The 13,159-nt window shown below is 47.8% G+C and carries 13 protein-coding genes; 11 read left to right on the top strand and 2 right to left on the bottom strand.

What is annotated here, in order from left to right; genetic code table 11:
• Window positions 1-10: 10 nt before the first annotated feature.
• From lpxA to S2091_RS15350, 8 genes are all read left to right on the top strand, one after another.
• The gene (gene lpxA / locus S2091_RS15315; protein WP_105532822.1) at window positions 11-799 is read left to right on the top strand and encodes an acyl-ACP--UDP-N-acetylglucosamine O-acyltransferase; all 789 of its coding nucleotides are present in this window, start codon (window positions 11-13) and stop codon (window positions 797-799) included.
• Entirely contained in the window at window positions 799-1,941 is a 1,143-nt protein-coding gene (gene lpxB, locus S2091_RS15320; RefSeq protein ID WP_105532823.1) for a lipid-A-disaccharide synthase, read from the top strand. Before lpxA ends, lpxB begins: the two co-directional genes overlap by 1 nt.
• Window positions 1,942-2,354: 413 nt before the next feature.
• Complete coding sequence (locus tag S2091_RS15325; protein WP_105532824.1) at window positions 2,355-3,134, top strand: TatD family hydrolase; 780 nt, start codon at window positions 2,355-2,357, stop codon at window positions 3,132-3,134.
• On the top strand, window positions 3,131-3,793 hold the full coding sequence (locus tag S2091_RS15330; RefSeq protein WP_105532825.1) for an ankyrin repeat domain-containing protein: 663 nt from the start codon (window positions 3,131-3,133) through the stop codon (window positions 3,791-3,793). The genes S2091_RS15325 and S2091_RS15330 overlap by 4 nt, the downstream gene beginning before the upstream one ends.
• Window positions 3,794-4,163: 370 nt before the next feature.
• Entirely contained in the window at window positions 4,164-4,685 is a 522-nt protein-coding gene (locus S2091_RS15335) for a DUF2844 domain-containing protein (RefSeq protein WP_165795002.1), read from the top strand.
• Window positions 4,682-6,001 (top strand): DUF3443 family protein, encoded by a 1,320-nt coding sequence (locus tag S2091_RS15340; protein ID WP_105532827.1) that lies wholly within the window; start codon window positions 4,682-4,684, stop codon window positions 5,999-6,001. The genes S2091_RS15335 and S2091_RS15340 overlap by 4 nt, the downstream gene beginning before the upstream one ends.
• A gap of 185 nt (window positions 6,002-6,186) precedes the next feature.
• Window positions 6,187-6,873 carry a transposase gene (locus S2091_RS15345; RefSeq protein WP_243405446.1) on the top strand — a complete coding sequence of 229 codons (687 nt, stop codon included), beginning with the start codon at window positions 6,187-6,189 and terminating at the stop codon, window positions 6,871-6,873.
• A gap of 458 nt (window positions 6,874-7,331) precedes the next feature.
• The gene (locus S2091_RS15350) at window positions 7,332-7,883 is read left to right on the top strand and encodes a hypothetical protein (protein ID WP_105532828.1); all 552 of its coding nucleotides are present in this window, start codon (window positions 7,332-7,334) and stop codon (window positions 7,881-7,883) included.
• 191 nt (window positions 7,884-8,074) lie between these two features.
• Here S2091_RS15350 and S2091_RS15355 read toward each other — a convergent pair whose 3' ends face one another.
• Complete coding sequence (locus tag S2091_RS15355) at window positions 8,075-8,392, bottom strand: hypothetical protein (protein WP_105532829.1); 318 nt, start codon at window positions 8,390-8,392, stop codon at window positions 8,075-8,077.
• Between the two features lie 670 nt (window positions 8,393-9,062).
• Between S2091_RS15355 and ltrA the strand changes: the two genes are divergently transcribed.
• From ltrA to S2091_RS15375, 3 genes are all read left to right on the top strand, one after another.
• Window positions 9,063-10,304 carry a group II intron reverse transcriptase/maturase gene (ltrA, locus tag S2091_RS15365; RefSeq protein WP_105532910.1) on the top strand — a complete coding sequence of 414 codons (1,242 nt, stop codon included), beginning with the start codon at window positions 9,063-9,065 and terminating at the stop codon, window positions 10,302-10,304.
• A 556-nt stretch (window positions 10,305-10,860) separates the two neighbouring features.
• Window positions 10,861-11,730 (top strand): YXWGXW repeat-containing protein, encoded by an 870-nt coding sequence (locus tag S2091_RS15370; RefSeq protein WP_243405447.1) that lies wholly within the window; start codon window positions 10,861-10,863, stop codon window positions 11,728-11,730.
• 94 nt (window positions 11,731-11,824) lie between these two features.
• Entirely contained in the window at window positions 11,825-12,136 is a 312-nt protein-coding gene (locus S2091_RS15375; protein WP_105532832.1) for a BON domain-containing protein, read from the top strand.
• Window positions 12,137-12,298: 162 nt separating this feature from the next.
• Here S2091_RS15375 and S2091_RS15380 read toward each other — a convergent pair whose 3' ends face one another.
• Window positions 12,299-13,144: a response regulator gene (locus S2091_RS15380; RefSeq protein WP_105532833.1), complete on the bottom strand. Its 846-nt coding sequence runs from the start codon at window positions 13,142-13,144 to the stop codon at window positions 12,299-12,301.
• Window positions 13,145-13,159 lie beyond the last annotated feature (15 nt).

The raw sequence follows: 13,159 nt of genomic DNA on the forward strand, positions 1-13,159 counted from the left end.
GAGCGTGAGCATGAGTAAAATCCATTCGACAGCGATTATTGCTAAAGAAGCGTGTTTGGATAGTTCGGTCGAAGTAGGTGCTTACAGCATCATCGGCCCACATGTGCAGATTGCTGCCGGGACTAAAATCGGCCCGCATGTGGTGCTGGAAGGTCATACGACGATTGGCCGTGACAATACATTTTTTCAATTTTCCTCCATCGGCGCAGCGCCACAAGATAAAAAATATGCAGGTGAGCCGACTCGCCTGGAAATTGGCGACCGTAATACGGTGCGTGAATTTTGTACTTTTAATTTAGGTACGGTGCAAGATGCTGACGTGACTCGGATTGGTCACGACAATTTGATGATGGCGTATGTACACATTGCGCACGATTGCCAAGTTGGGAATAACACTATTTTTGCCAATAATGCCTCTATCGCCGGTCATGTGGAAATTGGTGACTGGGTAATTTTAGGCGGCTTTGCTGGCGTACATCAGTTTTGTAAAATTGGCGCGCATGCCATGTTGGGGATGAATACCAGTCTCACTCAAGACGTGCCTCCGTTTGTAATCTTGTCAGGCAATCCGGCGGCGGTACATGGCTTGAATCTGGAGGGCTTGAAACGGCGCGGTTTCACACGTGAGCAACTTAATGCCATCCGACAGATTTACAAATTATTGTATAAATCTGGTTTAACGTTGGAAGAAGCCAAGTTGGCAATGCAAGCTGCTCTTGCCGAACACCCTGCAGCGCAGCAACAGATTCAGCAAATGCAAACATTCTTAGAGCGCTCTACGCGTGGAATTGTGCGTTGATGAGCGCTAATATTGCGGTTGTTGCGGGTGAAACCTCTGGCGATTTATTAGCTAGTCGTTTGTTATCTGGCTTACGCCCGCAATTGCCGGATGCGCATATGCACGGCATCGGCGGCAAGCACATGGCCGAATACGGTTTTGTGTCGGACTATCCGATGGAAACTTTATCCGTGCGCGGCCTGTTTGAAGTGCTGATGCATTACCGTGAAATAAAAGCAGTCCAGACAAATTTAAGTACACAATTATTGGCTGAGCGGCCAGATGTATTTATCGGAGTTGATGCGCCTGATTTTAATTTTACGGTGGAACAGCGCCTTAAAGAAGCAGGTATTCCCACGGTACATTTTATTGGCCCGTCAATTTGGGCTTGGCGTGCAGGGCGGATTAAAAAAATCATTAAATCGGTGTCGCATATGCTGGTGATTTTTCCGTTTGAATCGGAAATCTACCAAGCTGCCAATATCCCTGTTACCTATGTCGGTCATCCGTTAGCTGAAGTTTTGCCGCTTGAGCCAGATATGATGGCCGCACGTAAAGAACTTGGATTGCCACTCGACGCGAATGTGGTGACGATTATGCCGGGCAGCCGGTTATCGGAAATTAATTACAATACTGCGGCCTTTATTGGCGCTGCAAAATTGCTGGCCGAGCGTGATCCATCGATTCGCTTTGTGGTGCCTATGGCGGGTTCTAAACAGCGCGATGCGTATATTCAACAAGTGGTTCAGGCTAAGTTAATGGATGTGCCGGTGCTGTTAATTGATGGCCGTTCACACACGGCGATTACTGCTGCAAATAGTGTCTTGGTGGCGTCTGGCACGGCAACGCTGGAAGTGGCTTTGTTGAAAAAGCCGATGGTGATTGCGTATAAGCAGATATGGGCTAGTTGGCAAATTATGCGGCATATGGGGTATCAGCCGTGGGTCGGTTTGCCGAATATTTTGGCGCGGGAGTTTTTGGTGCCGGAATTTTTGCAGGATGCGGCTACGCCGTTGGCATTGGCTGATGCGCTTTGGAAGCAATTGCATGATGATAAATTGGTGACGCGCTTGAAGCAGCGGTTTTTGGAGATGCATCATAGTTTGTTGCGGGATAGTGCGAGGGAAAGTGCGCAGGCTATTCTGCAGGTTATTAATAAGTAGGCAGGTAGGGTGGGCACGGTTTTGTGCCCACGCGTTACGGTTGATCAACAACTATTCTGGTTTTGTTTGCTGGTTGAATATTGATTGGCGCTAGATTTATTTTGGATTGCTGGTCGGGGGTAGCCCGACAGCTACTTACCTTTTTTGCTTCGCCAAAAAAGTGTAAGCCAAAAAAGGCGACCACGCTATTTCGGAAACCCCGATTTTTCACAGGGAAAATGGGAAAAGTTCGAAACTCGCCTGCGGCTCAGACAACGAACCTTTCTTATCCATTTTCCCTGTGAAAAACCGGCCGAACTAGAAGTGGGGGTAGGTCAAAAGCAACGTCAAAACCAACTTCAACACATACATATTTCAACCAGTGCAGTATTTCACATCAGTTAATCACTACCTCAATTTTTAGGCTCATTCCCATGTTTATCGATTCCCACTGCCATCTTGATTTCCCCGAACTATCTGCTCGCCTGCCTGAGATTTTAGCGACGATGGAAGCTAATCAGGTGGGGCGTGCTTTGTGTGTAGCGGTGGATTTGCCGGATTTTCCGCGGGTGTTGAATCTGGCTGAAACTTATCCGCACTTATACGCTTCGGTTGGCGTGCATCCTGATTATGTTGATACGCCGGAACCAACGGTGGAACAATTGGTGACTTTATCAAATCATCCTAAAGTTATCGCGATTGGTGAAACCGGGCTGGATTATTTCCGATTAACAGGTGACTTGGAATGGCAGCGTAATCGGTTTCGTACCCATATCGAAGCCTCTCGCATTACTGGAAAACCGTTGATTATTCATACCCGTGCGTCGGCTGAAGACACGATTAAGATCATGCGTGAATCTGGTGCCGGAATAGAGCAGGGCGGGGCGGGTGGTGTGATGCATTGTTTTACGGAAACCTTAGACGTGGCTCTGGCGGCAGTTGATATGGGGTTTTATATTTCCTTCTCGGGGATTTTGACTTTTAAAAGTGCCAAGCAAATTCAGGAAGTGGCAAAGGCATTGCCATTAGAACGGATTTTAATTGAGACCGATTCGCCGTATTTAGCACCAATACCGCATCGCGGAAAAATGAATGAGCCGGGTTGGGTTAAACATGTGGCCGAGTATTTGGCGGATTTAAAACAGATCCCGCTGGCGCAAGTTGAGCAGCAAACTACCGAGAATTTTTTTACACTGTTTAAGCATGCAGCATGATGAACAAAATTCTGCGCCGCTTACTTGTTAGCCTGTTGTTGCTAATCACATTCCAGCCCTTGTTGGCGCTGGCCAGCGACCAGGACGATTTTTTAAAAGCAGCTGAATTTGATTATGTCAGCGATTTGAGTAAGTTCATCGCGCGCGGGGTTGATCCGAATTGTCATGAGCCGATGCGGGGCGAAACCGCCTTGATCTTGGCAGTACGAGAAAACTCGCTCAGAGCCATTGATTTTTTGGTGCAAGCGCCAGGCATAAATTTGGATGCCACCGCAAATAACGGCAATACTGCCTTAATGATGGCGGCTTACCTTGGTAATCAGCATGCGGTAGAAACACTGATTGCACACGGTGCTCAAGTTAACAAAACCGGCTGGACTCCGTTGCATTACGCCGCTACGGCCGGTAATGACGTCATCGTCACTATTCTCTTGCAGCACGACGCAGATATTGACGCTGCCGCGCCCAATGGATTAACGTCATTGATGATGGCAGTACGTGCTAACAAAACCCGCACAGTTAAATTGTTGCTGGATAACGGTGCCGATCCATTACTTAGCAATGCGTTGAGCGTGAGCGCTCTTGATATGGCTAAAAAACTGGAATTTAGAGGAATGGTTGAGTTGCTGGAAACTGGCGTTAAAAAATCCAATCGTTAACTCTAAAAATGCCATTAATGTAATTACATACTGCAGTACCAGAACTCCATTCGTTTAATTAGTTGACTCTTCAAATAAAAATTGCCTCAAGCCAATTTTTGCCAAATAATCGTTGTGATGATGCTACAAAAAAGTCATTAGACAAAACATACTACAGTTATTCGTGCCATTTTTGACACTTTGTTTCCTCCCCGGCAACAAAGTCAGCTAGTATCTTTTTACTCAATTGCTGCACGGCACATTCATTTTTTTCATTATTACCAGCTCGCGCAGTGTATTGAGAGGCACTATGTCCGTCAGGCCAGTGGTAGCTATTAACGACTTGAAAGGGCATATTTTTTATTTGGAAAATAAATGGGGAGTTAGTATCGTGTCAAATCGAATAACTGCTAAAGCAGAAAATAAAGTAATTTCCTTATTGCCGAAAGCGGCAATAAGTTTGGCAATGTTAGCCATATCGTTTTCGGCGCATGCCACTTTGGGTGAGCAAGCCGCCAGTGTTACCGCGGATCAGTCCGCACTGCATGCCACCATGACCGCTACTGTCGGCACAAGCTATACCGACTATGCGCTCACACTGCCTAAGGGCTTGGTGGTGCATGAATTGGTAAATCCGGCCGGTCGGGTATTTGAAGTGACTTGGAGCGGGCGTGGTCAGCGTCCCGATATGGCACAGCTACTCGGCACTTATGTCACGCGTTTTACTCGTCAGACTCAAGCAGGTCAGGTAACAGGAAAACCGACAGATCGACACATGGATCGGGTTGAATCCGATCTGGTTATTCACTCAGCTGTGCGTAATCGTTTCTTTTCTGGTACGGCACATATTCCCGGCATGATTCCTGACACAATGTCCGGCCCTGTTAAAGTTAATGTTGAGGTGAACCAATGAAAAATACACGCAATCTCACCAAGCTTTTTTTTGCCGCAGTTGTCTTACTTGGCTGCATGAATACATCTTGGGCGCAGTCGACGGCAATGGGTTGCGGCACAGTAACCTCAACCGGTACCGGTAACACAACGCCATTAGTTATTGACGGTTTTCCTTGCGCCGCTGGCGGTACTGCCGGTGCAGTGAATGCAGCGATGGAACCGTATGTCAGTGTCAAAATTTGCGCGCCTGGTAGCACAACCAATTGCCAAATCATCGACCATGTAATTGTTGATACCGGTTCAACCGGTTTGCGGATTGCAGCGACGGCCTTGTCGTCCAAACTGCAACCTGGCGTCTCCGGCGGTTTGCCTTTAGTTGCCGGATCTAGTTCAGGCACAAAACTGACTGAGTGCGAAACCTATGTGGATTCTTACGTGTATGGCCCAGTTGTGAATGCCGATGTGTATATTGCCGGTGAACTGGTGAAAAGCACCACGATGCAAGTGTTTGGCAGTTCCAGCTATACCGTCCCTAAAACCTGCAGCAGCCAAGGTGGTACACAGACTGACACAACGCAAAGCTTCGGTGGTAATGGTTTGATCGGTGTGAGTTTTGATTTGGCTGACAACTATCCGCTGTATTTCAATTGTAAAACTGCCACCGGCAGTAGCTGTTCTGCGAACACGGCTTATGCAGGTATGCCAAGTACGGTCAGCCAGTTTGCTACCGACAACAACGGCGTGGTATTGAGTCTTCCAGCGGTCGGTGCCAGCGGTTCTACAACGGCCGTGGTCGGTACGTTGATGTTTGGTGTGAGTACCCAAAGCAATAATGTTCCGGCAGCAGCGACTTTACCGATCGTGAATTTGGGCGGTAATACATCGCTTAGCGGTACTTTCAACACAGAGGTCGGTGGTACTTGGTATTCGGCTTATATTGATAGCGGCACTGATGTAATTTATTTCAATGACACGGCTAACAAGAACCTGAAAGCATGCCCGACCTCAGGTAATTTTGATGGCTGGTATTGCCCGACAACCGTACAAAGTGTGCCGTTTAGTATGGCAAATACCGGTTCAACTACAGCCAAAGGTACGTTGACATACTCTGTCGCGAATGCCAGCGTTATTGCTGGTAGTAAAGTCATTGCTTATAACAATGTGGCAGGATCAGACGGCAGCTCAGCAACGACTAACTCGTCGGTTGGCTTTGGTCTGTCGACATTTTTAGGTCACAACATGTATATCCTGTTTAACGGAATGACTGCACCAGGCACCGGCTTGGGCGGCAATTCAAGCACGACTGTTACAGGCCCGATCAACGGTATCGATTAATTTCGATTTGCCGTATTTCAACCCAAAGCCAGCGCAGTGCACTTGCTGGTTTTGGGGGAGTTTCATCAAGATACGAGCAAAAGGGGGGGGGGGCAGGTCAAGCATTGTAATATTTATAATGTTTGTGTTATCTTCCTGTAATGGCTAGACCACTCCGATTAGAATTTGCAGGCGCTCTGTATCACGTGACTTCACGTGGGGATCGGCGTGAGGATATCTTTTGGGATGATGCAGATAGGGAGGAGTGGCTAGCAGTGTTGGCAATGGCGTGTAATCGGTTTAATTGGGTGGTGCATTCCTATTGCCACATGACGAATCATTATCATTTGTTGATCGAAACTGTCGAAGGCAATTTATCTGCTGGTATGCGTCAGTTGAATGGCGTTTATACACAAAAATTTAACCGCCATCATCAACAAGTAGGACATTTATTTCAAGGTCGGAATAAGGCAATATTGGTACAAAAAGAAGCGCATCTATTAGAGCTATCGCGCTATGTTGTCTTGAATCCAGTGCGGGCTTGTATGGTAGAAACGCCAGAAGAATGGCCTTGGAGTAGCTATGTTGCTTGCGTGAGTGATGAATTCGCACCACCTTGGTTGGACACGGATTGGCTGCTGACTCAATTTGGAACGCAACGCAAACGGGCATGTCGGGCATTTCAACGGTTTGTGCTGCAAGGCAAAGGGTTAGCGTCGCCGTTGCTAGCGACCCGGCATCAATTGTTGTTGGGTGACGATGATTTTATAGCGCAGCATCAAACCGATATAAAACAAGAAAATTTAAGAGAGATGTCGACCGCACATCGCCGAACGCTGGCATTAACACTAAACGAATACCAAAAAAATACACAAGTAGAAATGAATCCATAGCAAGAGCTTACAAGTCGGGCGCTTATACGATGGCACAAATAGCGGATTATTTTGGAGTGCATTACATGAAGGTGAGCCGAGCATTGCGAGCATTTGAGGATGGGAAGTTTTGAAAAATGTATTAATAGACCTGACCCCTTTGAGTGACCTTGGTTAAATTCTACATTGCATGGTAATAGCTGACGTATAAGGCATAAAAAGCGCAATCTATTTATGGATTGCGCTTTTTTTATTCAATAACTTCTCAATTGCTTTATACCGAGCTCCCCAATCGTAGCCATATTGAGCGTTATTGCTACTCATTAATAAATAATTAATATAATAGAAATAAAAATTAATATGCATTATTATCAATATCGCTTCAGCACGAATCACTCACCAGTAGCAATCAATCTAAGTCAGCGCCTCTTGTTGGAGCACTCTTACATAAGTTCCTATTAATTTAATAAGGAGTTGTTATGAACAAGATTAGTCTTCTATTAATTGCTATAACCTTAGGCATTAACTACCACAGCACTCAGGCTCAAACCAGCCCAGACGCATTGCTAGATCTATCGAAAGATATCTCAATTGAACCCGGCGAAATCCCCGGGTTTTTTTCCAGCCCACCTGGCGTCAATATGGTAAAAAATGCCGTCAAAAATCGCGACGGATCCAAAACGATTAAAGCAGGTCAGCAGGTACCAGAGGCCAATGATCTAAATCGAAAAGTATGTGAAAGTATGGGAATGAAAGATATTACCAATGAGAATGATTTTACATTGGGGGCTGGCGCAGCCTACGGCGGAGTTTGCTTCAGCACAGAGCCTCCTCGCAACCGATCCACCAGAGTGCAAGCTATTCCAGGTAAGGGGACTGGGCGCGTATTTATACCTATTCCAGAAAACGATCTAAATAAACCACAAGCACCTATGCCATATTCTACCAGGGCACCTATGCAAATAATTCCATATGCGACCACAGGATCATCAACATTTAATCAAATGTATTATGCACATTCTCTTGTTTAACGGAATGACTGCACCAGGCACCGGCTTGGGCGGCAATTCAAGCACGACTGTTACAGGCCCGATCAACGGTATCGATTAATTTCGATTTGCCGTATTTCAACCCAAAGCCAGCGCAGAGTACGTGCTGGTTTTGGGGAGTTTTATCAAGATACTAAATGATGTATCAATCCAACTATAAGTGAACCTGGGTTTTAACCGGCATCACTATTGGTATGAGCAGTGTGACCGTTGTCAGCCTTCAGTTCATCCAGTGTCTTATAAGCGTCGGTGATTTTTTCCTCAATGAATTCGAGCCGTTCCGTCGCATGACAAAACCCTGCCCGGAATAATATGGGTGTAATACGTTTATTGGAAAAATCTGTCAGAGCAAGATGATCGAGCACTTCAAAAATGGCCGAAAGATCGCTGACGATGTCACGCGCCTGGGTATAGGCGTCAATCGTGTCGACGGCGAGGTGGGTAATAAGTGGTGGGTGTTGTTGCGTGTGTATCTGATCGGTGCTGGTCATGGTGCGCTCCTTCCAGTTCGGTTTGAACGCCACCCGCTATTAAACGGGTGGGCGGCAAATAGCGGGTTGAGAGACTGGCACTTACTATCAAATCCAGCAGCCCGAAGGCTCCTGCTACCACCGCCGTGTGTCAAGAACGCGAAAGCCGAAGTACTGGCTGAAGCGATGCTTTATTGAAGATGAGGGCCGACCCCTCGTGATCGGCGTGCAGGCGCAGGTCACAAACCACCTCAAGCTGCGAGGGTAAAGAGCCCTGGTGGTGAGCGTTGAGGCTAAAAGGCGGAGTTAACTCCGTCAGGTAGGAATCGAAGAGACGAACGCAAGTGAACCATTGTTGAAGCGTCGTAAAAGCATAGAGAAGTCGTCGAAATCGTGGAGTGGTGGTGTCTGCGGGATAAGCTCAAGGGAAACCTGATTACTGCTTGAGCGGCGACCGGCGTAGAGATGGCGTGAATTCGATTCAGGCTTCGATAAGGAACTTGAGAACCTGTCGTGCCGATGCCAAGGGAGACTTTCAAGTGGGTAGCCCCCACGAGGAACAGAGTACCGAAGCGGCGCACAGGGGCAGAAGTGCTCGTAGTAGGGATGAAGGCGCTGTAATGGCGCTGGACCAAAGGGGCACTGTCGTTCAGCCTGATTCAGGCGAACAACTTATAAGAGGATGATTCGCATGAAACAGGTAAAGCCATTTGTGATTTCCAAACGGGAAGTCTGGCAAGCGTACAAACAAGTCAAAGCCAATCGCGGCGCGGCAGGCGTGGACGGCGAGACGATCGACCAGTTTGAACAGGATCTGAGTAAGAACCTGTACCGGCTGTGGAATCGACTTTCGTCTGGCAGTTACCTACCGCGTCCGGTACGTCGGGTGGAGATTCCGAAGAGCGATGGCAAGACGCGACCGTTAGGCATTCCCACGGTAGCCGATCGCATCGCGCAAATGGTGGTCAAGAACATCTTGGAGCCGCAGTTGGAGCCGATATTTCATCGCAACTCCTACGGCTATCGACCCAACCGTTCGGCTCATGAGGCCGTTGGCTGTGTCCGGCAGCGATGCCGAAACATAGACTGGGTGGTGGACTTGGACATCAAAGGATTCTTCGACAATATCGACCATGAGCTATTGATGAGGGCGGTACGTAAGCACACCGACTGTCGCTGGGTGTTGTTGTACATCGAAAGATGGCTGACAGCGCCAGTGCAAATGCCGGATGGCTCATTGGTGACCAACACGGGAAAAGGCACGCCGCAAGGCGGAGTCATCAGCCCGTTGCTGGCCAACCTGTTTCTGCATTACGCTTTCGATCGGTGGATGGATAAACACTTTCCAGATCTACCGTTTGCACGGTATGCAGATGATGTCATCTGTCATTGCTTCAGCAAGACGCAAGCCAACATGCTGCGGCGGGCGGTACAGAAGCGGCTGGCCGAGTGCAAGCTGGAACTGCATCCGGACAAGACCAAGATCGTGTACTGCAAGGACGAAGCACGACGAGGTCGGCATCCGGTCTACAAATTCGATTTCCTCGGTTTCGAGTTTCGGCCCCGTTGGGTTCGTAACCGTCAACGAGGAACGATATTTGCCCGGTTCACGCCGGCAGTCAGTCCGAAAGCATGTAAAACCATGCGGCAGACGATCCGAAGTTGGCGGCTGCATCTGCAGACGGGATCCAGTCTGGATGAAGTGGTCCAACGAATACGCCCGATTCTCAACGGGTGGATTCAGTACTACGGGCGCTTCAACCGGGGCTTGCTCATCAACGCACTAGCGACGATCAATCTGTATCTGGTGCGGTGGGCAATGCGGAAATACAAACGATTGCGGTATAGCTATGCCAAGGGGTGGCAATGGATGATGCGGCTGTGTGCCCGTCAGCCTGATCTACTTCCGATATGGCTGCCGAGTCAGGGCTGAGCGACAAGAGCCGGATGAATCGAGAGGTTCACGTCCGGTTCTGTGAGAGCCTGAGGGGGAGGCTCCCTTGGGCGACTCGATCAATGAAGAGACGTGATAGTACACGCACGTAAAAAAACGGCTTCACGCCGTTCATGCGGATAGTAAGTAGAGCAGGCTCTCAAACCTGCTTCCCCTTTTTCTCAGGGAAGCCTGAAGTATCAGGTAATGCGGTGTATAGAGTCAAGCATTTTTGATAATTAAAAAACAAACTCGGTCATACGTTTTCAGCCAGTAATTTGATTGCGGTCAGTGATCGGTTTAATGCGTTGCGCTGTATTATTTAATTAAATTTTTAAATGCCGTCATTGGTTATTTGGGGAATTGGTTACGGCGAACCTATGTGCGTCACCGTACAGAGTTTATTGTGCATCGGTGTAACATGAGTTCAACATAAGCGATTAGCCAATTGCTTGGTATTCAGCTAAGAAATTACCCACTCTATCATTCGATAGGTATGCAGATTAACAAATCAAAAAACCGTGTTGTCGCATTCTGCGGCTTGAAAGGATCTACCATGCATAAAATCATTATTCAATTGACTCTTGCTGCGGCTTTGGTTACCCCGTTTATTGCTCAGGCAGATGTCTCACTTTCAATTAACATTGCACCTCCTGCGTTGCCGATTTATGCGCAACCGGCAATTCCTGGTGATGGCTATTTATGGACGCCAGGCTATTGGTCATGGAATGATGCAGATGCCGATTATTACTGGGTGCCGGGAACCTGGGTTGTCGCACCATTTGTCGGGGCTTTATGGACGCCGGGTTATTGGGGCTGGGCTAATGGCGGTTATGCCTGGCATGGCGGTTATTGGGGTACCCATATCGGTTATTACGGCGGTATTAATTATGGTTATGGCTATGTAGGTGTTGGCTATCAAGGCGGGCATTGGAATAATGGCGTGTTCAATTACAACCGCAGTGTTAATAACGTCGGTAATCGCCACATCACCAATATCTACAATTCAAGAGTTGTTAATACGACGGTGAATCGGGTTAGTTATAACGGTGGACAAGGTGGTGTTCGGTTGCAGCCGACCAAGGCTGAAGAAGTCATTGCCGGCATGCCGCATAAAGTGCAAACTCCATTGCAAACACAGCATGAATCCGCTGCACGTGGCAATCAAGTTCAGCGTGCTTCAGTTAATCATGGCGTGCCAAAGGTCGCTGCGACACCAGAGCCGAACGCATTCAATGCGCCAAATGTGGTTGCTGCAAGGGTGGCACAAGCTGCGTCATCGCATCATTCGCCTGCCGGGAATGCACAACATCCGCAAGCCCGGGCACCGAAACATGAGGAGCAGCAGGCATCACATTCAGAACCGCATCCAGCGCAGCATTCAGCACCACATGAGGGTAATCAGCATGAGGAAGAGCATCGTTAAAATAGTGCGCCTTAACGCTGCATTGTTCAGCAAGCAGGTGTTCATTTAAGCCACTTAACTTAACGATGTTAATTACCAACTAAGGAATTTCATCATGAAAAATTTTAAACTAGCATCTAGCGTAATTGTCACCGTTTTGTTTTCTACGCTGGCGGCTTGTTCATCCACTCCAACACACGAAAGCACAGGGCAATACGTGGATGACACGGTCATTACCACCAACGTGAAGGCGGCAATTTTAGGCGAGCCGTCGTTGAAAGTGGCTGAAATTACTGTCAAGACGTACAAGGGAGAAGTTCAGTTGAGCGGTTTTGTGGGTTCTGTCGATAACATACGCACGGCGATTGCCGTAGCGGAAAAAATCGACGGTGTGAAATTGGTTAAGAATGAAATGACGCTGAAGTAATTACGCGTTTTTTTGATGACGATAATGAGGGCAGGGAAAGGTAATTCTGAGCGGCGTATTTTGTAGGCACTGAATTGCTTTTGTCGCTGGAAGCATTCCTTGCAAGGGATGTCGGTGCATGCAACGCGACATCCCTGCTGCTATACCATCATTTACGATGAACTAGTCATTTTTAGCTTGCATGCGCTCAGTAACATCCATCCCTATTCCGCGATAACCGACAAAGCAGCTGTTTGAATCAAAGATCGGTTCACCACTAACTTGCAAGTATTGTGTTTTCCCATCGGGTTGATAGCGTGTATAAATAAAATCGAGAAAAGGCCGGCGCGCCGCAATATTGGCGTCCAGTTGCGCACGCTCGGAAGCATTCCATTGTCCGGTAAAATTTGTGCTGGTTGAGTCCGCCGATCCAAGCATCTCTTGAGCATCAATCCCTAGCATTTCAAATACCGGGCCATACACTTTGGTAAACTTTCCGGCTTGATCCTGTTCCCAATACCAATCTGAAGAAAGTTCGGTAAAACTCTTGAAACGGGCTTCGCTCTCGCGCAGTTCAGCCGTGCGTGCTTGTACTTCGGCTTCCAGTTCCTTGTTGTAGTTGGCTAGTTTTCTGTATAACAAGCGCACTTCCAGCATGTTATGTATGCGGGTTTGCACCTCAAGCAAGTCAAATGGTTTGCTGACGAAGTCTTTGGCACCCGCTTGTAAGGCGCGTAATTTGTGTGCCGGTTGGGCGGTGATGACCAAGACGGGAAAATAGCCATCGGCCTCAATTTCCGACAAACCCTGCATAACCTCGAAGCCATCCATGGTGGGCATTTGCAAATCGAGCAAGATCAAATCGTAGCGATGTTCTGCATGCAAAGCGCATACCTGACGCGGATCTGTGGTGGACGTAACCTGTGTGTAGCCCACATTTTTCAACATGTTCTCCAGTAACAGGACATTCGCTTCCTGATCATCCACAATCAAGATGCTGGCATTTAAAAAATCAGATAGTTTAGGCATGACATTCTTTCAGTA

The organism is Solimicrobium silvestre (genome assembly GCF_002976435.1).
GTDB lineage: Bacteria > Pseudomonadota > Gammaproteobacteria > Burkholderiales > Burkholderiaceae_D > Solimicrobium > Solimicrobium silvestre.

Excerpts from the sequence above, each read along its gene's own strand:
- S2091_RS15325 (WP_105532824.1), top strand. The coding sequence starts at position 2,355 with ATGTTTATCGATTCCCACTGCCATCTTGATTTCCCCGAACTATCTGCT.
- lpxA (WP_105532822.1), top strand. The coding sequence starts at position 11 with ATGAGTAAAATCCATTCGACAGCGATTATTGCTAAAGAAGCGTGTTTG.
- S2091_RS15375 (WP_105532832.1), top strand. The coding sequence starts at position 11,825 with ATGAAAAATTTTAAACTAGCATCTAGCGTAATTGTCACCGTTTTGTTT.
- S2091_RS15330 (WP_105532825.1), top strand. The coding sequence starts at position 3,131 with ATGATGAACAAAATTCTGCGCCGCTTACTTGTTAGCCTGTTGTTGCTA.
- S2091_RS15350 (WP_105532828.1), top strand. The coding sequence starts at position 7,332 with ATGAACAAGATTAGTCTTCTATTAATTGCTATAACCTTAGGCATTAAC.
- lpxB (WP_105532823.1), top strand. The coding sequence starts at position 799 with ATGAGCGCTAATATTGCGGTTGTTGCGGGTGAAACCTCTGGCGATTTA.
- S2091_RS15340 (WP_105532827.1), top strand. The coding sequence starts at position 4,682 with ATGAAAAATACACGCAATCTCACCAAGCTTTTTTTTGCCGCAGTTGTC.
- S2091_RS15380 (WP_105532833.1), bottom strand. The coding sequence starts at position 13,144 with ATGCCTAAACTATCTGATTTTTTAAATGCCAGCATCTTGATTGTGGAT.
- S2091_RS15355 (WP_105532829.1), bottom strand. The coding sequence starts at position 8,392 with ATGACCAGCACCGATCAGATACACACGCAACAACACCCACCACTTATT.
- S2091_RS15370 (WP_243405447.1), top strand. The coding sequence starts at position 10,861 with ATGCATAAAATCATTATTCAATTGACTCTTGCTGCGGCTTTGGTTACC.
- ltrA (WP_105532910.1), top strand. The coding sequence starts at position 9,063 with ATGAAACAGGTAAAGCCATTTGTGATTTCCAAACGGGAAGTCTGGCAA.